The sequence below is a fragment of the Halopseudomonas sp. genome (genome assembly GCF_041579695.1).
Lineage (GTDB): Bacteria > Pseudomonadota > Gammaproteobacteria > Pseudomonadales > Pseudomonadaceae > Halopseudomonas.
Genome location: NZ_JBFGFI010000006.1, coordinates 1 through 21,883, shown reverse-complemented (window position 1 = coordinate 21,883; position 21,883 = coordinate 1). Strand labels below are relative to the sequence as shown.

Here is a 21,883-nt window from a genome sequence, read left to right as displayed (position 1 = left end):
TCGCCAAGGTTTATTTTTTGAACGTGCCCTTGGGCAGCGTCACCAGCTCCGTTCCCGAGGCCATATCGTGCCAGGTGCGCGACCTTGGCTCCCACAGAGCCCATAGAAATCCCAGCCCCAGGCAGAGCCAGGCGGGTTGTGCGACCAGAAAGCGGATCACTGCCTGCCGACGGGTGATCGCCAGGCCCTCGGGTTGCTGGACCCGGATACGCCAGACCTGCATTCCCAGCGTCTGGCCCTTGAGCGTCCAGAAGCTCAGGTAGAACAGCAGGCTCACGACGAAGATGATTATCGTCAGCAGCCAGTCTCCAATAAAGCCGCCAGCTTCCGCCTGCTCCTGGGCTAACTGCTCGCCTGTGAACAGGATGTGCACGCCCAGATAGGCGAAGGTGACGACCATCCAGGCAGCAATGAGCAGGAACAGGTCATAGCTGGCGACTATCAGTCGCCGGCCTAATGTGGTGGCCGGGAAGTCTCCGGCAGGATCGAGTTGTCGTGTGGCCATTGAGGCTCCGCAGGGTTTGGAACGAACGGCGGCTAGCGCCGGGTCAGCGGGGGTGCGTCGAAGCTTACCGCAGCCAGGCCATGTTCGCGTAGTGCACGGATATTGGCGTGGTCGCTGCCTTTCGGGTTTTCCAGTACGGCCTGATAATGTTCGGCAAAACACTGCAGCGCCTGCGAGTCATCCAGGTCCAGATCCAATGCCATTGCGAGTACCTTGCAGGAGCCCTGATTTTCCCCGGCACTGTTGCGCATAGGGCCGTTGTCGAAGCCGCTGGGTTGATACAGGTAATGTGCGTCGATAAAGTCCAGAGTATCGGCAAAACGATGGTCTGCCGTGCCAAGTGAGTCGATGAATTGTTGCCTGTTCACGGCTTGTCTTCTCCCTGCTGGGTCCTGGCGAAAGCGGCCTGCTGGGCAGGACTGGCTTCTTTCTGATATCTGGCCTTCCACTCGGCATAGGGCATGCCGTAGATGGCTTCGCGCGCCTGATCCATGCTCAGTTTGATATCCATGTCATCGGCCGCGGCCTTGTACCACTTGGACAAACAGTTGCGGCAGAAGCCGGCAAGGGTCATCAGGTCGATGTTCTGCACATCCTTGCGGCTGTTCAGATGGGCTAGCAGGTCGCGAAATGCGGCAGCTTCCAGTTCGATACGCTCTTGCTTGGTCATTGTTGGCTCCGGGTCAGGCGGCTGAGTGGCGCTGGCTGCGATCATACTGGCACCGCCCATCCGCAGCAATAATCCCCGAATCAGACCTGTCTTGCGGCGCTGAGACTCACCGAGACGGACTCGGCAAAGCGCAGGGCGTGGGGTTTGTCGACCTCGACTTCGGCATACTCCACCTCGGGATGGGCCATCACCAGGTCAAGCAGCTCCTGGGTGAGGCGCTCGAGAAGCGCGAAACGATTCTCCTCTACGTGACGTATCACGGCCTTGGTAATGGTGCGGTAGTTGAGAGCCTGGTCGATCTGGTTGACTTCCACGGCCTCCGCAGCAGGATAGAGGATAGTCAGGTTTATCATTACGTCCTGACGATTGAGGATCTCTTCTTCCTTGATGCCGATGAAGGTGCGCAGGCGCAGGTCCTTGACCCGGATGCGCGCCATACCTGGAGTGAGTCTGTGCATGTTCAGCGTCCGATCAGCTGCAGGAATTCCTGCCGGGTATTGAATGACTCTCGAAAGGCTCCCAGCATCACCGAGCTGTGCATCGACGAGTTCTGCTTTTCCACCCCGCGCATCATCATGCACATGTGCTTGGCCTCGATGACAACCGCCACCCCCTTGGCGTTGGTGACCGATTGCAGGGCCTCGGCGATTTCCCGTGTCAGGTTTTCCTGGATCTGCAGACGACGAGCGTACATGTCGACTATCCGCGCGACCTTTGACAGGCCGATCACCTGGCCGGTTGGAATGTAGGCGACGTGGGCCTTGCCGATGAATGGCAGCAGATGGTGTTCGCACAGAGAGTAAAGCTCGATGTCCTTGACGATGACCATTTCGTCATTGGTCGAGTCGAACAGTGCACCGTTTACGATCTCCTCAAGGGATTGATCGTAGCCGCGGCAAAGAAACTGCATGGCCTTGGCGGCTCTCTGCGGAGTGCCCTTGAGCCCGTCGCGGTCTGGATCCTCGCCCAGGTTGGTGATGATGTCTTGGTAATTGCGTGTAAGGTTTTCTAGGCTCATCTGGGCGTTTCTCCGGGGATCATTTCAGGTGCCTGCCGCCATTCAGGGTCAGACTGGTACCGGTCACATAAGGGTTGTCCATCAGGTAGCGGATGGACTGGTAAACAACTTCGGGGCCGGGCTCGATGCCCAGTGCCGATTTCGCCAGCGTCTTGCGGCGGTATTCTGCGTTATCCCCGGTATTGAACATGATCAACGCGGGGGCGATTGAATTGACCTTCACCTGCGGCGCCAGTTGGGCGGCAAACGACAGAGTCAGGTTTTCCAGTCCAGCCTTGCTGGCGCAATAAGCCGCATGTTTCCTGCTTCCGCGTTGGGCTACATGATCGGTCAGATGGATGATGTCGGTTACCCGTTGCGCATCCAGCAGATCCGCGCACCCGCGGTTGATCAGGTAGGGCGCCTGGACATGCACCATGAACATCTGCTGCATCGCATCGGCGCCGTCGCGATCATCCAGCCACAGCGACGCATTGTGCACTATGGCTCTCAGGGTCGGGGCCTGGCGCTGCAGGCGCTGAATAAAGTCCTCGATACCTGCCACTGTGGAAAAATCCGCGAGCATGACCTCGATTCCGCTCAGGGGCTGCTCCTGCCACTCCGGGCGCAAGGTCCTGCAGGTAATGATCACCCGGTAGCCGTCTTCGACCAGACGTCGCGCGCAGTGCAGTCCTACCCGCTGGGCGCCGCCGGTAATCAGTATGGTTTCGCTGACGGTCATAGGGCTCTCTTGTTCAGGGGTAGGATCCGACCGTTCAGACCGGGGGTACAGCGGCAACGGTCCGAACGGCCAAATCCTTTGCCAAACCTATACGAGATATATAATCTGTACAGTATATTAGTATTGCCAGTTGCTTCGTGTACAGCGCGAAGTCGAATTACCGCCTGTCATTGCCTGGAGTTCTCTTGTGAATATCAAACAGCTCGGCGCTGCGTTGGAGAGCGGTGAGGTAGTCGACGTCAATATTATCACGCATAGCGGGCTGAATCGTTACGCTGTGCAGGTGGTGATGGGCGGCGCGGAGCCCCGCACCCTGGTCGACAATCGGCGACAGCCGCGATTCTGGTCGTCACTTGCGCAGGTGCAGGCTTCGCTGCGTCGGCATCGCATTGCGCCGCCTGCGTTGCGTGTGATCGTTGCACAGGATGAGGTGATCGGTCGTTAGTCGTTCGGCTTAGGTGGCCGGCAGCGATCGCTTTCACAGCTGACGCCAGCGTCGGAACCCGGCATCGGGACAATCCGTGCAATGGCCGGGCGTAACCGGCAGAACTGTCTATAGCCCCATTTCCACAATGGCCGCGCCCAGTGCCAGCCAAGCGGTGCGACCACCCAGCCAAGACCCACTGCACGATAGCTCCAGTAGGTTGCGTCGATGCCGGTAACCAGCTGACCGTCGCGAAAGTGCGCATGCAGGCAGTCCAGCATGTCCTGGCGCGAGAGGCCGGGCAACGGATCGGCGGCGGAATTGGCAATATCGATCAGTTCCAGTCGACCCCGGTCATTGCGGCGCTGGAACATGCGGATCTCGCGGAGGCAAAGCGGACATTCGCCATCGTAAAACAATGTCAGCGGCCAGTCGGGGGTGGTGGTGTGCACGGGGATTCTCCGTTCAGGGGAAGTCAGGTGATGTACAGGCTTTTGCTGTTGCGCAAGTTCTGTACAATAGGTTGCAATCTAACGGGCCAGACGCGGTTTCCGCAAACGCTAACGGCTGTGACCTCGACTTCCTCTGTAAACAGATATGACCGATACCACCGATCCGATATATGCAGCTCTTGATCCGGAGCTGGAAGGCGAAGACCTTTACCCCATCCGGGAAGTTTCGCGGCTCACCGGCGTCAATCCGGTCACCCTGCGCGCGTGGGAGCGGCGTTACGGGCTCCTGGTCCCGCATCGTACAGAGAGCGGTCACCGACTGTATTCGATGGCTGACATCGAACGGGTACGCAAGGTCACCGCCTGGATCGATCGCGGCGTTGCGGTGAGCAAGGTGGCTTCGATAATCGACCGTGAGGTTGCCACCAGTCCGGCGCCTGTTGCCGGGCACGACAACCAAGTATCTCAGGCTCCGGTTGATTTCCGGGACTGGCAGGCGCGACTGGTGGAGGCGGTCAACAGTAGCGACCTGGCGCGTCTGGATCGCACCTACGGACAGATTCATTCCACATTTCCGGTAGCCACTGTGCTGCGAGATATCGCCATGCCGGTATGGAAGCTGTTTCGCGACAAGGCTGGTCCGGAAAGTCTCTCCGGTGAGTGGTCCTTTCTCGATGCCTTCCTGCGCGGGAGGCTGTTCCAGCGTATTGGCTACCTGCGGCCGGGCTTGCCTACAGTATTGCTGGCGGCGATGCCCGGCAGTGGGTCGGAATTCGAGATACTTTCTGCAGCTGCCCTGGTCGCCGAGGCTGAGGCCAATATCACCTACGTCCCTACAGTTTCTTCCTATGCTGAGCTGACAGCCATGGCCGAGCGTTCGAGCTGTGATGTGCTGATGCTTTACGGTGATCACGCCCTCGAGGCGCAAGGGTTCAGCAGGGCGTTGCCACGTCTGGAGCAGTCCCTTATCTGCCCGGTAGTCGCAGTAGGGCCGGTTTGCGAAGTGCAGCCTGCCGAGCTCAAGCGCGCGGGGATCACTGTGTTGGGCCTGCCCGGCCCGGATCTGGTGACCAAAGTGCGTAACCTGCTGATCGGCCGACTGGACACGCGATAACCGGTCTGGCTGGAACATCTGGTTACGCGGCAAGCTGTACAAAATTGTTATTGCTGTATAACTTGTGTGCATGCTTCGCGGTAACACGAAGCAGTCTGATCAAAAGCTGCGCACTCCGGTAGCCATCTTCCCCTTTCGGCTACCGGGGCTTTTTGTTCTTCCTTCCTGCACTTTATCCAGCGTCGCCGCCATAAGAAAATGGCACATTAATATCACCTTTCGTCCGGCGTCTCGTCGCTACTGGTGTTGTTCGTGCTAATATTTGCTGGTCCCTGTCAACAGAACACCGTTCCGGAACGCCTGCCTGTTTTCTCGCTCCATCATCGAATCGGAAGTAGATGAGCCGCATGAGAAAAAAAATTACTAGCGACCTTCACCAGGTCAGGATTCATCCGAGCCAACTGCAGATGGGTATGTACGTCTGCATGCTTGATCGTCCGTGGCTGGATACCCCGTTTTTATTTCAGGGTTTCCTGTTGTCCCATGAAGATGATCTTTTCGCGTTGCGCAACCTCTGCGAATACCTGTATATCGATCTCTCGCTTACTCGCGTGGATGTTTCCACACTGGAGCCGCTCAAGGCTATCTCCCGTCCCGGTCCGCAGGCCCACCCGATCTCGGTTGATATCGAGCAGGAGATTGGTCGAGCGGGACGGGCTTATCGCCGTTCCCTTTCAGAGATCAAGGCACTGCTGCAATGTGTTCACGATGATCAGAACATCGACGTCGAGGCGATGATTCTGGCGGTACGTGAATGTCTTGACTCGATTATTCGTAACCCGTCCGCATTATTGTGGTTATCGCGTATCAAGCACGTGGACCAGTACACCGCCGAGCATTGCGTCAATGTGGGCATTCAGGCGATGGCGCTTGGGCGGCATCTTGGCATTGGTATCAAGCACATAGAATTGCTTGGAATCTGCGGCATGCTGCACGACGTCGGCAAGATGGGGCTGGATCAGGATGTTCTCAACAAGGCTGGTCGGCTCACCAGTGAAGAGGTGGCTCACCTGCGATTGCACCCGGTGTTCGGTCGCGACCAGCTCTCAAAGGATCCGAAGGTGCCGCAGGAGGTCATCAAAGTTGCCTACTCCCACCATGAACGGATGGACGGCCGGGGCTACCCGGAAAAGCGCCCGGGGCACAGTCTGGATTTTTATGTGCGGGCGATAACCATCGTTGATGCCTACGATGCAATGACCAGCAAGCGCTGTTACAGCGCGGGCAAGAGTCCGGCCGCTGCCCTGAAGGTTCTCTACAGTAATATTGGCACTCAATTCGATGGGAATCTGGTGATCAAGTTCATCGAATGTATAGGTCTGTATCCGCCAGGCTCCCTGGTGGAAATGTCTAGCGGAGAGGTGGGTGTCGTGTTGTCGGTGGATCCGCGGCACAGGCTCGCGCCCAAGGTGAGTCTTCTGCTTGATGGTCAGAAGCGATCGATGCAGCAGGTGATAGTTGATCTCAGGTTTGAACCGCCTGCTTCCGCTGGCGGCATGACGGTTGCCAGCGTGCTGCCAGACGGATCACATGGCATTGAGCTGGAAACCTTCTCATTGGCCAACATCAACATGGTCCAATAGCGCGCTTCACTCTAGTCGGCCCGATTTGCCAGCTGCTTGCGCAGCTCCAACAGTTCTCTTTCCAGTTCCTCGACACGCTGTTGTGCCTGCACCTGTTCGGTGACGTCCTTCTGTATGCCGATGAAGTAGGTGAGCTGGTCTGCTTCGTTGTAGACGGGGGTAATGGACAGCTCGTTCCAGAACATGCTGCCGTCCTTGCGGTAATTACGCAGGATGTGACGGCAGGGTTCACCGCTTTTTACCGCATCGCGTATTGCGCGAAGGCCCGGCTGGTCACGGTCTTCCTTCTGCAGGAAACGGCAGTCCTGATAGAGAATCTCATCGTTACTGTAACCCGTGAGACGCTCGAAAGCCTTGTTGACGTAAATCAGGATATTGTCGTCACCTTCCTGCTCGGCAACCACGATTCCGTCATTGGAGGCGTCAACCACAAGCTGCAGTAGTTTGGCATTGATCATTGCAACAGCATTCCCCGTATGTGTGTTCACATTCTATAGCAACATCCAGCCCTGTCCACCGCGCCGACGGGTAAAGAGTGCGGCATAATGGGTGTCTTTACCCGGCAATCGTGGAGGTAATGATGCATCTGGCTGTTCTGAGTGGTTCGGTTTATGGCACCGCCGATCTGGTCGCGGACGAGGCTGTCGAGCGGTGTCGGCAGGCGGGTCTGGAGGTTTCCAGAATCAGGCCGGCAAGCGTCGATGCCTTGCTCGAAGCCGCCCCAGACGCGATTCTGGGCTGCGTTTCGACTACCGGTATGGGAGAGCTTCCGGACGCATTCGTTCCCTTCTTCGTCAGTTTGCAGGAGCGGTTTCCGCTGCTGACCGACAAACCTTTTGCGGTCATTGCCCTGGGCGATGCGGCATACGGCGATACCTTCTGTCAGGGCGGCGAACAGCTTCGCGAGCTTCTGCTGGAATTACAGGCAGTTGAAGCGCTGCCCATGCTGCGCCTGGACGCCAGCGAAACGGTGTCGCCTGAGGTGGAAGCCGAACCCTGGATCGACCGTTTTATTGCGGCGCTGGAGACCCGTACCTAGATATCTGCGGTCATCTCTCCGCGGGCGAGGCGGGCCAGCGCAGCTTCATCCAGAATCACTATCTGGCCGTAATGAATGCGCAGCCAGCCGGCCTGCTCAAGGCGTTTGAGCAGCTTGTTGATGCTCTGACGCGAGCTATTGAGCATCAGCCCCAGCGACTCCTGGGACAGCTGGATGGTCGCCTGGCTGCTGCCCTGGTCCGTTTGCTCGTAGTTGTGCGCGTGCATCAGCAGCCGTTTGGCCAGCCGCGACGACAGTGGCAGCAGCGCGCTGTCCTCCAGCATGGCGAAGGAGAGGCGGATACGTCGGCATAGCAGGCGCATGAAATGCGGATACAGCTCGGGGCGGTGGTCGAGCAATTCCTGGAAACCACGACGCGGAATCATCACCAGTTCAGTAGCCCCGGTGGCGTGGGCATCGTGGGTTCGCGGCAAGCCATCGAATAGCGAGATCTCGCCAAACCAGCTGCCCGGACTCAGAACAGTCAATACCGCCTCGCGGCCGTCCAGGCCGGTGCTGCTGACCTTGATGGCACCGCTGACCACGCCGTAGAGTCCGTCTGCCGGGTCATCCTTGGCATGCAGCAACTGCCCGTCCTCCAGGCGAAGCAGGCGCGCCAGTGCTGTCATCTCGTTCAGGCAATCCACGGGCAGATCCCGCAGCCAGCGATTGCGCAGCAACAGCCCGCGGAACATGGCGGCATCCGGCGCTGGCGACACTGTAAAGTGTTTGACAGTCCTTTTTTCCGTCACGCACTACACTCCTACTTTAATGGGTGTGTTCAAGTATGCCGCAAGTTGGCTTGCATGTGCGTAGCCCTTACCCAACAGAATGAGGATTGACACGATGAATGCAGTACAAGCCTTGCCGGTAGTGGACGTGAAAGATCAGGTCAGTGCCGAGGAGTGGCAGACCCGTGTCGACCTGGCCGCCTGTTACCGCCTGATCGCAATGTACGGCTGGGACGATGTGGTCTTTACCCATGTGTCGGCCAAGATCCCCGGCACCGAGCATTTCCTGATCAACCCCTATGGCCTGATGTTCGAGGAAATGACTGCTTCCAACCTGGTCAAGATTGATCTGCAGGGCAACAAGTTGATGGAAACGCCCTACGATATCAACCCGGCGGGGTTCACCATCCACAGTGCGGTGCATGACGTTCGTCACGATGCCGCCTGCGTGTTGCATACCCATACCGCTGCCGGCGTTGGCGTTTCGGCCCAGAAGGAAGGCATTCTGCCCATCTCGCAGCAGTCCATCTTCGTGCTGAGCAATCTGTCGTATCACGACTATGAGGGCGTTGCCCTCAACGAGGATGAAAAGGCAAGGCTGCAGGCGGACTTGGGCAAGACCAATGCAATGGTGCTGCGCAACCACGGTCTGATGACCTGCGGCAAGTCGGTCGCCGAAGCCTTTCTCGGCATGTACACACTGCAGCGTTGCTGCGAAATACAGATCGCCGCCCAGGCAGCGGGGGGCGAGCTGATTACCATCTCGCAGGACATTCTGGACGGAGCGAAGGAAAGCATGCGCAAGGTCACCCGTGGCGCCGGTGGCAATATTGCCTGGCCGGCTCTGCTGCGCAAGCTGCAGAGGGTCAATCCGGGTTTCGATAGCTGAGTAGCGAGACGCCGACAGGAATGGAAAAAAGGCCCGTCCGGGTTACCGGCGGGCCTTTTCAGTTGATGATGCCAAGCCGCGGTGCTGCCGGTATCACTTGGGCTTTGTTTCTTCGCGCAGGAATACCAGCTTGTCTGTGCCCGAACTGGCCTCATGGTAATAATAACCGTCGAGGTCGAACGCCTTCAGTTGTTCCGGGCTCGTTATGCGCTCCTTGATCACGTATCGCGCCATCAGGCCGCGGGCCTTCTTGGCGTAAAAGCTGATGATCTTGTACTGACCGTTTTTCTGATCCTTGAAGACGGTGTCGATCACGCGTGCGTTCAGCACCCGGGGTTTTACCGCGCCAAAATATTCCTGGGATGCCAGGTTAAGAAGCACCTGATCTCCTTGGGCAGCCAGATCCTCGTTGAGCCACTGGCTGATACGCTCGCCCCAGAAGCTGTACAGATCTTTGCCGCGCGAGTTAGGCAGCCGCGTGCCCATCTCCAGCCGGTAGGGTTGCATCAGGTCCAGCGGGCGCAGCACGCCATAGAGACCGGACAACATGCGCAAGTGCTGCTGGGCGAAGGCAAAATCATCGGCGTCGAAATCTTCGGCATTGAGTCCGGTATAAACATCGCCCTTGAATGCCAGCAGAGCCTGCTTGCTGTTGCGTGGGGTGCTCTCGTGTTCCCAGCTGCCGTACCGGGCGACGTTCAGGCTGGCCAGCTTGTCCGATAGTGACATCAGCTCGGCAATCTCCTGCGGGCTCTTTTCACGCAACACTTCGATCAGCTCGGCGCTGTGCTCGACGAAGCGCGGCTGGCTGGCCTGATCGGTCACCGCCGGCGTGTCGTAGTCGAGTGTCTTGGCGGGAGAAATTACCATTAGCATAGAAACCTCCATATATGTCTGGAAGAGATTATGCCGGATTGATTGGCGGCTTGCTCTGTATCGGGGTGATAGCAGGGTTTAATAGCGAGAGACTGGAAGCCCGAAGCCAGAAGCAGTTACGGCTTCGGGCTTCGGGCTTCGGGCTTCCAGCTTATCGTATCAGTTTAAAGATGCGTTTCAGCATACTCCGCCAGAATCGAGCGGGGTACGCCCTGCAGGTGGATATGCACACCGTGGGGGAAGTCCTTGAAACACTCGGTGAGGTAGGTCAGGCCCGAGCTTGTGGCGTTGAGGTAGGGCGTGTCGATCTGCGCCAGATTGCCCAGACAGACCACCTTGGAGCCGGCACCCGCGCGGGTGATGATGGTCTTGATCTGATGCGGCGTCAGGTTCTGGCTCTCGTCGATCAGAATGAAGCTCTGCTGGAAGCTGCGACCGCGGATGTAGTTCAAGGATTTGAACTGCAAAGGTACGCGGTCAAGGATGTATTCCACGCTGCCATGGGTGCTTTCATCATCCATATGCAGGGCTTCGAGGTTGTCGGTGATGGCGCCCAGCCAGGGCTCCATTTTCTCTGCTTCGGTGCCGGGGAGAAAGCCGATGTCCTCATCCAGCCCCTGGGTGCTGCGCGTGGCAATGATGCGGCGGTAGGTCTTGCTCACCATCGTCTGCTCGATCGCTGCTGCCAGGGCGAGTATGGTCTTGCCCGAGCCCGCGGCCCCGGTCAGGTTGACCAGATGGATGTCCGGGTCCAGTAGTGCATACATAGCCAGCGCCTGAAACACATCCCGCGGCCTCAGACCCCATGCTTCCTGGTGCATCAGGGGCTCCTGATGCAGATCGCGCAGCACCACCCGATCGCCGTCGATCGAGGACACCCAGCCGATAAAGCCCTGGCCGTCGATGATGAAGTCATTGATGTGCAAGCCCGGCATTTTCTCCGTCAGCTGCACTTCATGCACGGTCTTGCCCATACGCTGCTGGGTCTCCACGCGATTGACCCTGTCCCAGAACGAGCCCTCGATTTCGTGATAGCCGCGTGCCAACAGCGAGATGTCATCAACCAGTTGATCGGTGTGGTAGTCCTCGGCGTCTATTCCACAGCCGCGCGCCTTGAGCCGCATATTGATGTCCTTGGACACCAGCGCAACGCGGACGTCGGGATAGCGGCTTTGCAGGTGGAAGAGCTGATTGATGATCTTGTTGTCGTTCAGATCATTCGGCAGGCAGTGGGCCGGAAGGATAGTGCGGTCCATCAGGATCGCCAGGCTGCCGTTGTTGCCGAGTTTGCCGCGCTGGATCGGCACGCCCTGTTCCACCAGTTCCGGCGGTGCATCGGCCAGTGTACGGTCGATCAGCCGTATGGCCTGGCGACAGTCGGCGGCGATGCTGGTCTTGCCGGATTTGAGTTTGTCGAGTTCTTCAAGGACGGTCATCGGAATGATGACGTGGTGCTCTTCAAAGTTGAGGATTGCATTGGGATCGTGGATCAGGACGTTGGTATCGAGGACGTAGAAGGTGTGTCGGGTGGGTCCGCACGCTTCCATAAGCTGTCACCTCGCAAAGGCCGTGTATACGAGACTGTATCATCTGCTGGGCGGCATCTGGCAGTCCGCAGGACCGGCTCGACAGGGCCCGCGGGTATCAGGGGATCACTCGCTGCAATCGGCCGGTTATCAGATATATAGCCTAGTTGGCGTGACATTAACAACCGTGTTGGCGGCAAATTCGGGATATCTTATCAACAGACCAACGGCCATATTCAATGCCGGAATAAACCCGTTATATTAGTGGGCCAGCTTGAGATCACGCAGCTTCCTCAAGCGTAACCACAGCGGCTAACTCCCGTTCAGTTGGCCAGGGTGCTATCAGGGAATTGGGCGCGGAACTTGCGCTCACTGCTGGCCTTGAGCTTCTGTCCCTGGGCCATCTCCCGCTTGCCCTTCTCTAGCTCCTTGCGCGCATCCCGCAGTTGTTTCTCTGCCTGACGAATGTCTTTTTCCGCTCGTTCGACTCTTTTCTCCCCGGTATCGACCAGTTGGGTACCCTTGTCCCAGTCCTTGGCCAAGTTCTTCTTCAGGGATACTTCGACACTTTGTTCGGACGCATAGTTGCGCATCAGGTCGGCGGTGGTGGGTTGATTGGTGCTGCAGCCTGCGCCGACCAGCACAATACTGCTTAAAGCGACGATGTTAAGGATTCTGTTCTTATGCATGCATGACTCCTGTAAAGCGGGCCACGTGCTGCACTGGTTAAAAGCAGAAATGCCTGACAGCAGCGTGGAATAGAAAGCAGACCGCCACAGCTTTGAGAACGGGTATCGGTAAGCGGGGCCGCGGGGATCAATTCAAGGCGGGACCTTAATTGCTGGAGCGATGCACTGCAAGGAACGTCCCCTTTCCCGGGCGTTCCTTTTGCTACGAAATATTGCTTTGCTCAGCGGCGCCTGGAACGATCGCTAGTGCTCGCACGCTTGCGATTGGCCGCCGCTGCTGCAGCCTGTTCAGCCTCGTTGGCGTCGCTCGCCGCCCTCTCGGCGTCGGTCTGGTTGCGGGCCGGGACTTTGCGCAGCATGTGGGTCTCTGGCGGGATGCATGCCAGCTTATTGCCGAGCAGGTCCTCGATAGGCGGGATCTGGAACGCATCATCTTCGCAGGCGAAGCTGATGGAGGTGCCCTTGGCACCGGCTCGGCCCGTGCGGCCGATACGGTGGATGTAATCTTCAGGATCGTCCGGCAGCGTGTAGTTGATCACATGGCTGATGCCTTCTACGTGAATACCCCGGCCGGCTACGTCGGTGGCCACGAGTACCCGCAGAGTGCCGTCACGGAAATTATCCAGGGTGCGTACGCGCTTGTTCTGGGGTACGTCGCCGGACAGTTGCGCGGCATTGATGCCATCGCGCACCAGGCGTTCCTGAATGCGTCTGACCTGATCCTTGCGGTTGGCGAAGACCATGACCCGGGTGAGATCCAGCTGGGTAATCAGGTTGTAGAGCAGGACGTATTTGTCGTCGCTACTGACCGCGTACACCTGCTGGTCGACGTTGGCCGAGGCTGCGCGTTCGGGTTCGATTTCGACGATCGCCGGATCCTGCGTCCACTGCTTTGACAGGTTCATCACGTCATCGCTGAAGGTGGCGGAAAACAGCAAGGTCTGACGGTCGCCCTTGCGCGGTGTCTGGCGGATGATCTGGCGTACCTGAGGGATGAATCCCATATCCAGCATCCGATCAGCTTCGTCGAGAATCAGTACCTCGATCAGGTCCAGGTGTACTTCGCCGCGGTTGCAGAAATCCAGCAGGCGCCCTGGCGTGGCGACCAGAATGTCACAATGGCGCTTTTCCAATTGCTTGATCTGCTTGTCCAGATCCATCCCGCCGACAAAGGACATCACATTCAGACCGCAGTGCTTGGTCAGGCCAATGGCATCGTTGGCAATCTGCATGACCAGCTCACGGGTCGGGGCGATGATCAGCGCCCGCGGCTCACCCATGAAGCGTTCATCCGGTGGCGGCGTCTCCAGCAACTGGGTGATGGTCGAAATCAGGAAAGCTGCGGTCTTGCCGGTGCCGGTCTGGGCGCGCCCGATCGCATCGTGCCCCTTGAGAGTATTGCCCAGAACCTGGGCCTGGATAGGCGTGCAGTAGCTGAAGCCCTGATCGTGGATAGCCTGCATCAGGCTGTCGGGTAGCGGAAAGTCGTGGAAGCGGGTCTTGCCCTCGGCAGGCTCGACTAAGAAGTCGGAGCGGGACCAGGCTTTCTTCGCTGGTTGAACCCTTTCTTCCGCCTGAGCTGTGTCTTGGCGCCGGGCTTCCGGGCGCCGGGCATCCGGATTTGTGCCCTGGTGCGAAGTTTCTTCGCGCGCTGGAGCGGGCCTGCGAGGTCTGGAAGCTGCAGACTGGCGTGTTGGCGCAGCGCTGTTGGCTCGTTTGGCCTGGTCGCCGAGCTGGCTGTTGGCGGCAGCGCGCGAATGGTCGCGGGTGGGGGTCTGGTCGTTCTCGGCGGGGGCATCTCCGGCCCCGAACAGCTTTTTCAGTGCTTTCAGCACAGGCGTCTCTCTACATGGCATAGGAATGATCACCGGCCAGTGTAAAGCAAGGGGAACTTTTCGCGAAGCCCTGACAGGTTATTTTTTGATCAATACCTGCCGGGCCGACGAGGGTGATTATCAGAAGCTAAGGCGCTGTTGCAGCCAGGCGTTGATATCGGCGATTTCCTCCGGGCAGACCTCATGGCCCATGTTGTAATCGTGCCACTGGGGCCTGTGTCCGGCCTGCTGTACCAAATCATGGGCAAGGCGGCCCATCGCATGCGGCACCATTGGATCCTGGCGGCCGTGGGCAAAGAACATGTCGAGCTTTGCGTCGCTTTTGCCGAGCAGATCCTCAATGGTGGGTCCGTAGGTCGATAGCGCCATGACGCCCGCCAGCGGCAACCCTGACTGCAGGGCAGAGTGCAATACCACCGCGCCACCCTGGGAGAAGCCGGCGAGAATGATGCGCTCGACCTTGATGCCCTGGGCGATTTGCTGATCAATGATCTCGCGCACCGTGTCAGCTGATTCCTGTAGCTGCTCCTGGCTGATCGCACGTGCCGGGGACATACCGATGATGTCGTACCAGCTGGGCATCGGCATGCCGCCATTGATTGTGACTGGCCGCGTCGGCGCCTGCGGGAAGATGAAACGCAGGCCGTGGCTGGCGGGCAGATCAAGCGCATCGACGACAGGAACGAAATCGTAACGATCAGCGCCCAGGCCGTGCAGCCAGATAATACAAGCGTCGGCTGTGCTGGGCGGATCAATAATCAGTGGTGCTTGACTCATTAGGTAGCTCCTGTTGCCGCGTCAGGCGCGGGACATGAATTTTCCGGATTCGGTATTGATGCGCACCACCTCGCCTGTTTCCAGGTATTCGGGTATCTGGATTTCCAGGCCGGTGGCAAAGCGTGCGGTCTTGGTGCGGGCGCTGGCAGATGAGCCCTTGATCGCCGGCGGCGTTTCCTCGATCGGCATTTCGACCACGGCAGGCAGCTCGACACCGACCAGATTGCCTTCGACTATGAGTCCATACAGGCCGGCGACGCCGTCGTGGATGTATTCGATCTGGTCCTCAATCTGCTCGGCGCTGAGGGTAAACTGCGCAAAATCTTCACTATCCATGAAGGTATAGCCCTCGGCATCCTGATACAGGTACTGGATGGCCCGCTTCTGAAAATCGATGGGCGCGAGCATGTCATCGCCGGTCAGGCTCTGATCAAGCTTCTGCTTGGTCTGCACATGGTTGAAGCGCACCTTGTACAGCGTGGTACCGCTGCGCGAGGAGGGGCTCTTTACGTCAATCTGCGACACAATATAGGGCTGACCATTGATCTGGACGATCTGGCCTTTTTTCAGTTCAGCGGCTCTGGGCATGACTCAACATACTCGGTAGAGAGGAAGCGTCTATTGTGCTTGCTCGGGCGTGCCTGCTTCAAGCCGCGATGTGCATCGCGGCTTGAAGCAGGCGCAGGCTCACACGGTCGGGCCGTCCGCACTTGTGCCCAGCGCCGCTTCACTGTCCGGTGATGGCGGCTTCGCTTCTGCTCCAGCATCGCTGGTCGGCGCCTTGCGGTTGTCTGGATCCGGGTCAGTCAATGGCCTGTCGTACTCTGCGCGCTGAGTGCTGATCAGTTTTTCCAGGCCAGCACTGGTGCGCAGATTGACGTCCAGCTGACGGAACGCGATTTCGATTCCGTTCTCGGCGAACAGGCGATCAATATCGCGATTGATTTCGTCGATTGCCAGGTTGCGGTCAATCAGTTCCCGCACATGCACGCGCAGCTCGTGATCGAGTGTGCTCTCGCTGTAGCTGAGGAACAGTACCAGGGGCTCCGGATCATCCAGTACCCGGGCATTGTTGCTGGCTGCCTGGAGCAATAGCTCGCGGGTTTTTGCCAGGTCCGAACCGTAGGCGACGCCGACCTTGATAATCACCCGGGTGACGGTATCCGACAGTGACCAGTTGATCAGGTGGCTGGTGACGAACGTCTTGTTCGGGACAATGATTTCCTTGCGGTCGAAGTCGGTAATGGTGGTGGCGCGGATGCGTATACGATTTACCGTGCCGGACAGATCTCCGATAGTAACCACGTCGCCGATGCGGATCGGTCGCTCGAACAGGATGATCAGACCGGACACGAAGTTGGCGAAGATCTCCTGCAGACCGAAGCCCAGGCCGACGCTCAGCGCCGCGACCAGCCATTGCAACTTGTTCCAGCTGACCCCCAGCGCCGATAGTCCGTACACCACGCCGACACTGACGATGACGTAGCTGAGCAGGGTGGTGATAGCGTAGCTGCTGCCCTGACGCAAGTTCAGCCGTGACAGCACAAGGATTTCCAGCAGGCCCGGCAGGTTTCTTGCCAGGGTCACGGTCAGAACCACGATCACCAGGGCGCCGAGCACGTCACCGGCGCTGATTGGCGCCATCATCGGATTGTCGGAGGTGCCCTTGTTGTACTCCCAGAGTGTCACCGATTCCAGATAGGACGCGGCGCTCAGCAGGTCGGCCCAGGTCAGGTAGACCAGTACCGCAAAGATGATCGACAGGATCAGCCGCGCCAGTCGCAACGATTGCTGGTTGATCTGCCGAATATCCATTTCCGGCACCTCGACGCCCATCTCGGCGTCCTGGGTTTCCCGTGGCGTGGCTGCCTGGCGCTTGGTTAGCGCGCGTTGATAGGCCAGGCGGCGACCGGCTACGTTGAGATTGCGTGACACTGTGCCCTGAAGCACCATCCAGCCTGCGATCAGATACAGCGTAATAAAAAAGCGGTCAGCCAGCCGGGTGGCGGTGTAGTGGTAGCCCCAGAACGACATCCCTGCCAGCGCCAGCGGTGCCAGCACCAGCAGCAGCGTAGCGCCCATATGCAGCACCCGCGAATGATAGAGCGGCTCAGTGTGCCACATCATGTGACCCAGCAGCACGCTCAGCAGCAGCATGCCGATCAGCATGGTCAGCCGGCCGATAACGTCATCGCCGAGATGTCCGGAAGTGGCTGCATTCAATGCGATCACCAGCACCAGCGGTAGCAACACCCAGGAGACATTGCGAATCAGGTGATGCAGACGCTCTACCAGCTTTTCATCCCAGCGAAAATGCCGGATGGCTATGCCCCTGGGCTCAAGCACGCGGTAGAGAAAATGCAACACGAACCAGGCGATAGCCACTTTCAGCAGCGCCGCGCCCAGTGCGGGCAGTGTCGCCGGTTCGCCGAGCATCAACAGGAGCCCGGTGGCAGACAGCGCCACCGGCATGGGCAAGACAATAAGTGCGGTGAGCCCCAGTGCTTTGGGTGTATGACGGGCGCTGTCGTGACGGAAATGTCCAACATCGGCGTTGAGGTCGCGCAGTCGGGCGCGCCAGCGGCGACGACGCCAGGCGTAAAGTAGCAGCAGCAGGCCAAGCAGGGCCGGTCCCGGCCAGCGGGTGGCGATGGTGGCGACCAGCGTTTTTGCCTGTTTCTGGAGTTGCAGGTCACTGAACTGATCGGTCAGCTGTGCCGGCAGCGCCAGTACCCAGGCCTTGTCAATCGGCCGGCTGCTGGCCACCCAGAACAGCTGGTCGTCGATAGTACGGCGCAATTGACTGCTCAGCTGCTGTAGCTGCCTCTGATTGATCTGCAGCGTTATGGCAAGGCTTAGCAGCGTGCTGATGTTGTTGCTCAGCTGTTCGGTCAATACCGAGCGGCTGGCAATTACTTCACGGATGTCGTCGCGCAACAGCTCGCGCTGGGCCTCCGGTAGCGGGGCGAGAAGTTGTGTCAGATAGGCCTCGGGACTGGCCAGCTTTTCTCGCAGCTGATTGAGCTCGAATTCGCGCAGGCGTAGATCGGCCACCCGGTCGGCGATCCGCGTATCCGTGCGCACCGTTGGCAGGGCCTGCTTCTGTTGGTGCAGGATGCGGGACAGTAAGGCGCTACCTTCAAGCACATTGATTTGTTGCTCGAGGGCGTTCTCGATTTGTGTGGCGCTGTCGATCTGCTGTTTGGTGGTGATGTTCTTGCGGGTCAGCTCACCCACTTCGCTGGTCGCGGCCAGCAGTTCTTCGCTTAGGCGCCGGTTAAGGCTGCCCTGGGTCTTCAGCAGCTCATGATTGCTGGCGCCGAGTAGCGCCTTGGCGGTGGTGTCGCTGACAGTCTGTTCGGACTGGCTCAGCCGTTTTTCGTTGATCACGTCCTGCAATGCCTGGATCTCGAACTCGATATCAGCTATCTGCTGACTCATCAGGCTGCGGCGCTGGCTGGCCAGATCCTGCAGTACGCTGTTGACCGCCAGCTGCTGGCGCAACAGGCTGCTGCTGTCCTGAAGGCTTTGCTGCTCGGCCTTGAGCATGGCCATGCGGGCGGCTTTCTGCGGACCGTCGGCCTGCCGCTGCAACAGGCGTACCTGTTCGGCGATCGCCTGGCTGCGGGCCTGGTTGGCCGTCACCTGAGCCTGGGTACGTTCCGGGCGCGTCTGCGCAGCTATCAGGTTGCTGTTGATCGCCGTCAACTGGTTCTGCCAGTCGAACATGGTGGTGACTTTCTCGGTCAGTCTGGCCTCAAGCACCTCCAGGTTCTGGTTTTCAAGGCTGCTGCGCAGACTGGCAATCTCCCGCGGTTGAATAGCATCCACCCGCTGTCTGACTCGCCGAATTTCCTCGGGAGCGCTGTCCAGCAATGTCTGCAGTTCTTCCAGCTCTTTCGCGGTGGCCTTGCTTTTTTGCAGATAATCGATCGTGTTCTGGTAGATCTCCTGCAGTTCCTGCTTTTCGGTGTCAGGCATGCTGCTGGCGGCAAGGGCTTCGAGCTTCGCCTGTGTTGCCTCAATGGCTTCGTTTAACTCGATGGCCGCCACTGCGATACCGGAAAACAATAATTGCGCGATCAGGACGATAGTCAGCAGGGGACGAAAACAATGCAGCATGGGGATCTTTCCGACAGGGATCTGGGAGCAGCCTAGTCTTCCTGCGCAGGCTTGGGAAGCGGCCACAAAAAAGACCGCACGAATGGCGGCCTTTTCTGATGTCGATAATGCGCTGTTGGTCACACTGCCTGAACGCGTTTCCGACGGTCGGTCAGAACCAGCTGTCCTGCATCTCCAGACAGGTGTTATCCCGCTTTTCCAGAATATCCAGGGCGTGATGACAACCGGGTACTTCCCAGGTCAGGAAGAAGCGTGCGGCCTGCAGTTTACCCTGGTAGAAGTCGGCATCGGCCGCTTTACCGTTGTCGAGCCCGCGCTGGGCATGTACCGCCTGTTCCAGCCAGCGCCAACCGATGACCATGTGGCCAAAGGTATTCAGGTACAGGGCCGAGTTGGCCAGTGCCTGGTTGATCTTGCCCTGCATCATGTCGCCAAGCAGCGCCTGGGTCACCTTGCCGAGATGGGCGTGGAGCTTTTCCAGCGGCTCGCGCAGCTCGTTCAAGGAGTCATGTTCGCGCGCCTTGTTGCAGGTCTCCTGGATCAACGCGGACAGCTGCTTGAGGGCAGCGCCCTTGTTCATCGCCACCTTGCGGCCCAGCAGATCCAGCGACTGGATGCCGTGGGTACCTTCATGGATCGGGTTCAGGCGGTTATCGCGGTAGTATTGCTCCACCGGATATTCCCGCGTGTAGCCAGCGCCACCGAGGATCTGGATCGCATGCTCGTTGGCCTTGAGGCAGAATTCGGACGGCCAGGACTTGACGATCGGCGTGAGCAGATCGAGCAGTTCCAGCGCGGTCTTGCGCTCCTCTTCGGTTTCCAGGGTCTCGGTATCGTCGAAAAGCCGTGCGGCATAGAGGCCCAGATCGAAAGCGCCTTCGACATAGGCCTTCTGGGTCAGCAGCAGGCGTTTGATGTCGGTATGCTGGATGATCGAGACCTGCGGCGAGGATGGATCCTTGCCATCGGGCAGGCGGCCCTGGGGCCGGTCGCGGGCGTATTCCAGCGAATACAGGTAGCCCGCGTAGCCGAGCATGACTGCGCCCATGCCGACACCGATGCGCGCCTCGTTCATCATCTGGAACATGTAGGACAAGCCATTGTGCGGTTTGCCGACCAGGTAGCCGACGCACTCGCCTTTTTCGCCAAAGTTGAGGGCGGTGGAGGTGGTGCCACGCCAGCCCATCTTGTGGAACAGACCGGCCAGGGCCACATCGTTGCGCTCGCCGACGGTGCCGTCATCGTTGACCAGGAACTTGGGCACGATAAACAGCGAAATGCCTTTCACGCCGGGTGGAGCGTCGGGCAGTTTGGCCAGCACCATGTGCACAATGTTCTCCGATAGCGGATGGTCGCCACCGGAAATATAGATCTTGCTGCCCTTGAGGCGATAGCTGCCATCTTCGGCAGGCTCTGCCTTTGTGCGGATATCCGACAGCGAAGAACCGGCATCCGGCTCGGTCAGCGCCATGGTGCCGAAGAAGCGGCCTTCGATCATTGGCTGCAGGAAGCGTTCCTTCTGTTCTTCGCTGCCAAAGGCTTCGATCAGATTGGAGGCACCCATGGTCAGCATGGCATAGGACGAGGTCGCGGCGTTGGCCGACTGGAAGTGCGCAAAGCAGGCCTGGGAGAGCAGGTTGGGCATCTGCATGCCGCCCTGCTCGAACGTCCGGGTGGCATTCAGGAAGCCGGCTTCGAGGAAAGCATCGACCGCCGGTTTCACTTCCGGGATCAGCACCGCGGCGCCATCCACGTACTGTGGCTCGTTTTCGTCGCTCTTGCGGTTGTGTGGAGCAAAGTACTTGTCGGCGATGGTGCGCGCGGTGTTGATCGCCGCATCGAAGGTTTCACGGTTGTGTTCGGCGAAGCGCGGACGCTGGGTCAGGCCTTCGGCATCCAGCACTTCATAGAGTTCGAAGGCCAGGTTGCGGGAATCAAGTAGAGTGTCGGACATGCTCGGTGCCTCTGTGAAAAGTGCGTGCAGTGTATGCAGTCAAAAGGTGACTGGAAACGGCCATTGATATCTCTTATGCCGCCTGATCAGAACAGCCGAAGCAACGGCTCATCCAGCGCCGCGCGCTGTTCTCGCAGCGTCAGTACCTGGTCTGCCCAGTAGCGTTCGCTGGCAAACCAGGGGAAGTGCCGCGGGAACGCCGGGTCATCCCAGCGTCGGGCCAGCCAGGCGCTGTAATGGATCAGGCGCAATGTTCTGAGCGATTCTATCAGAGCCAGCTGGCGCGGATCGAAGTCGTGAAACTCGTTGTAACCTTCTACCAGTTCAGCCAACTGGCCCTGGCGCTGGTTGTGATCGCCCGAGAGCATCATCCACAGATCCTGGATCGCAGGGCCCTGGCGGCAGTCGTCCATGTCGACCATATATAGGCTCTCGTCGCGCCACAGCAGGTTGCCTACGTGCAGGTCGCCGTGCAGCCGGATGGTCTGGAACGGTACCGCCTGCATGCGCTGGTCGATCACCTGCATCAGATCATCGGCTACGGAAAAATACGCAGGTCGCAGATTCTCCGGCACGACGCCCGAGTCACGCAGCCAGGCCAGGCTGTCATGGCCGAAACTCTGCACCGTCAGCGAGGGCCGGTGCTCGAAGGGGCGCATGGCACCGACCGCGTGCAATCTACCCACCAGGCGTCCGAGCATCAGCAGGTGGTCGGGATTGTCCAGTTCGGGTGCCCGGCCGCCAAACCGCTTGAACAGGGTGAAGCGAAAGCCGGCAAACTCGAACAGGGTGCGGCCATCCACCTGCATCGGCGGAATCACCGGTATGTCGCGGTCGGCCAGCTCCAGCGAGTAGGCATGCTCTTCGAGAATGGCCGCGTCGGTCCAGCGGTTCGGCCGGTAGAACTTGGCGATCAGCGGCTGAGCGCCCTCGATACCAATCTGAAAAACCCGGTTCT

The 21,883-nt window shown here is 58.9% G+C and carries 22 protein-coding genes and 1 pseudogene; 5 read left to right on the top strand and 18 right to left on the bottom strand.

Features of this window, described 5'->3' with window-relative positions:
* Positions 1–10: 10 nt before the first annotated feature.
* From ABYA88_RS02775 to folM, 6 genes are all read right to left on the bottom strand, one after another.
* Positions 11–505, bottom strand: coding sequence for an RDD family protein (locus tag ABYA88_RS02775; protein ID WP_373185316.1), 495 nt, complete (start codon positions 503–505; stop codon positions 11–13).
* Positions 506–537: 32 nt separating this feature from the next.
* Positions 538–873, bottom strand: a complete 336-nt coding sequence (locus ABYA88_RS02770; protein WP_373185314.1) for a HopJ type III effector protein — start codon at positions 871–873, stop codon at positions 538–540.
* Positions 870–1,175, bottom strand: a complete 306-nt coding sequence (locus ABYA88_RS02765) for a DUF1244 domain-containing protein (RefSeq protein WP_373185312.1) — start codon at positions 1,173–1,175, stop codon at positions 870–872. The genes ABYA88_RS02770 and ABYA88_RS02765 overlap by 4 nt, the downstream gene beginning before the upstream one ends.
* Positions 1,176–1,255: 80 nt before the next feature.
* Complete coding sequence (gene folX / locus ABYA88_RS02760; RefSeq protein WP_373185310.1) at positions 1,256–1,633, bottom strand: dihydroneopterin triphosphate 2'-epimerase; 378 nt, start codon at positions 1,631–1,633, stop codon at positions 1,256–1,258.
* Positions 1,634–1,635: 2 nt separating this feature from the next.
* Complete coding sequence (gene folE / locus ABYA88_RS02755) at positions 1,636–2,193, bottom strand: GTP cyclohydrolase I FolE (RefSeq protein ID WP_373185308.1); 558 nt, start codon at positions 2,191–2,193, stop codon at positions 1,636–1,638.
* A gap of 19 nt (positions 2,194–2,212) precedes the next feature.
* Positions 2,213–2,914, bottom strand: a complete 702-nt coding sequence (gene folM, locus ABYA88_RS02750; protein WP_373185306.1) for a dihydromonapterin reductase — start codon at positions 2,912–2,914, stop codon at positions 2,213–2,215.
* 187 nt (positions 2,915–3,101) lie between these two features.
* On the opposite strand from folM, the gene ABYA88_RS02745 reads away from it, so the two are divergent.
* Entirely contained in the window at positions 3,102–3,359 is a 258-nt protein-coding gene (locus ABYA88_RS02745) for a hypothetical protein (protein ID WP_373185304.1), read from the top strand.
* Here ABYA88_RS02745 and ABYA88_RS02740 read toward each other — a convergent pair.
* On the bottom strand, positions 3,356–3,790 hold the full coding sequence (locus tag ABYA88_RS02740) for a thiol-disulfide oxidoreductase DCC family protein (protein ID WP_373185302.1): 435 nt from the start codon (positions 3,788–3,790) through the stop codon (positions 3,356–3,358). The two genes, ABYA88_RS02745 and ABYA88_RS02740, sit on opposite strands and share 4 nt — an antisense overlap.
* A 145-nt stretch (positions 3,791–3,935) precedes the next feature.
* On the opposite strand from ABYA88_RS02740, the gene ABYA88_RS02735 reads away from it, so the two are divergent.
* Both ABYA88_RS02735 and ABYA88_RS02730 read left to right on the top strand, forming a co-directional pair.
* The gene (locus tag ABYA88_RS02735; RefSeq protein ID WP_373185300.1) at positions 3,936–4,904 is read left to right on the top strand and encodes a MerR family transcriptional regulator; all 969 of its coding nucleotides are present in this window, start codon (positions 3,936–3,938) and stop codon (positions 4,902–4,904) included.
* A 347-nt stretch (positions 4,905–5,251) separates the two neighbouring features.
* Positions 5,252–6,487, top strand: coding sequence for an HD-GYP domain-containing protein (locus tag ABYA88_RS02730; RefSeq protein ID WP_373185298.1), 1,236 nt, complete (start codon positions 5,252–5,254; stop codon positions 6,485–6,487).
* A gap of 11 nt (positions 6,488–6,498) precedes the next feature.
* Here the strand turns inward: ABYA88_RS02730 and ABYA88_RS02725 are convergent, their stop codons facing one another.
* Positions 6,499–6,945, bottom strand: coding sequence for a PAS domain S-box protein (locus tag ABYA88_RS02725; RefSeq protein WP_373185296.1), 447 nt, complete (start codon positions 6,943–6,945; stop codon positions 6,499–6,501).
* A 122-nt stretch (positions 6,946–7,067) separates the two neighbouring features.
* Here ABYA88_RS02725 and ABYA88_RS02720 point away from each other — a divergent pair, with 122 nt between their 5' ends.
* Complete coding sequence (locus ABYA88_RS02720; protein ID WP_373185294.1) at positions 7,068–7,526, top strand: flavodoxin domain-containing protein; 459 nt, start codon at positions 7,068–7,070, stop codon at positions 7,524–7,526.
* On the opposite strand, the gene ABYA88_RS02715 is transcribed toward ABYA88_RS02720, so the two are convergent.
* Positions 7,523–8,221: a Crp/Fnr family transcriptional regulator gene (locus ABYA88_RS02715; RefSeq protein WP_373185292.1), complete on the bottom strand. Its 699-nt coding sequence runs from the start codon at positions 8,219–8,221 to the stop codon at positions 7,523–7,525. The two genes, ABYA88_RS02720 and ABYA88_RS02715, sit on opposite strands and share 4 nt — an antisense overlap.
* Before the next feature lie 151 nt (positions 8,222–8,372).
* Here ABYA88_RS02715 and ABYA88_RS02710 point away from each other — a divergent pair, with 151 nt between their 5' ends.
* Positions 8,373–9,146: a class II aldolase/adducin family protein gene (locus tag ABYA88_RS02710; RefSeq protein ID WP_373185290.1), complete on the top strand. Its 774-nt coding sequence runs from the start codon at positions 8,373–8,375 to the stop codon at positions 9,144–9,146.
* A 93-nt stretch (positions 9,147–9,239) separates the two neighbouring features.
* Here ABYA88_RS02710 and yaaA read toward each other — a convergent pair whose 3' ends face one another.
* The 9 genes and pseudogenes from yaaA to ABYA88_RS02665 form a co-directional block, all read right to left on the bottom strand.
* The gene (yaaA, locus tag ABYA88_RS02705) at positions 9,240–10,022 is read right to left on the bottom strand and encodes a peroxide stress protein YaaA (protein ID WP_373185288.1); all 783 of its coding nucleotides are present in this window, start codon (positions 10,020–10,022) and stop codon (positions 9,240–9,242) included.
* Between the two features lie 164 nt (positions 10,023–10,186).
* Positions 10,187–11,569: a PhoH family protein gene (locus ABYA88_RS02700; protein ID WP_373185287.1), complete on the bottom strand. Its 1,383-nt coding sequence runs from the start codon at positions 11,567–11,569 to the stop codon at positions 10,187–10,189.
* A gap of 302 nt (positions 11,570–11,871) precedes the next feature.
* Positions 11,872–12,237, bottom strand: coding sequence for a hypothetical protein (locus ABYA88_RS02695; protein WP_373185285.1), 366 nt, complete (start codon positions 12,235–12,237; stop codon positions 11,872–11,874).
* A gap of 332 nt (positions 12,238–12,569) precedes the next feature.
* A pseudogene (gene rhlB / locus ABYA88_RS02690) lies at positions 12,570–14,072 on the bottom strand (ATP-dependent RNA helicase RhlB); the annotation flags it as partial.
* A 120-nt stretch (positions 14,073–14,192) separates the two neighbouring features.
* Positions 14,193–14,849 carry an alpha/beta hydrolase gene (locus tag ABYA88_RS02685; RefSeq protein ID WP_373185283.1) on the bottom strand — a complete coding sequence of 219 codons (657 nt, stop codon included), beginning with the start codon at positions 14,847–14,849 and terminating at the stop codon, positions 14,193–14,195.
* Positions 14,850–14,870: 21 nt separating this feature from the next.
* Positions 14,871–15,437 (bottom strand): elongation factor P-like protein YeiP, encoded by a 567-nt coding sequence (gene yeiP, locus ABYA88_RS02680; RefSeq protein ID WP_373185281.1) that lies wholly within the window; start codon positions 15,435–15,437, stop codon positions 14,871–14,873.
* Between the two features lie 99 nt (positions 15,438–15,536).
* Positions 15,537–18,971 carry a mechanosensitive channel MscK gene (gene mscK, locus ABYA88_RS02675; RefSeq protein WP_373185279.1) on the bottom strand — a complete coding sequence of 1,145 codons (3,435 nt, stop codon included), beginning with the start codon at positions 18,969–18,971 and terminating at the stop codon, positions 15,537–15,539.
* A gap of 151 nt (positions 18,972–19,122) precedes the next feature.
* Complete coding sequence (locus tag ABYA88_RS02670) at positions 19,123–20,925, bottom strand: acyl-CoA dehydrogenase (RefSeq protein WP_373185277.1); 1,803 nt, start codon at positions 20,923–20,925, stop codon at positions 19,123–19,125.
* 86 nt (positions 20,926–21,011) lie between these two features.
* A partial coding sequence (locus ABYA88_RS02665) for a serine/threonine protein kinase (RefSeq protein ID WP_373185275.1) occupies positions 21,012–21,883 on the bottom strand: 872 nt, incomplete at its 5' end.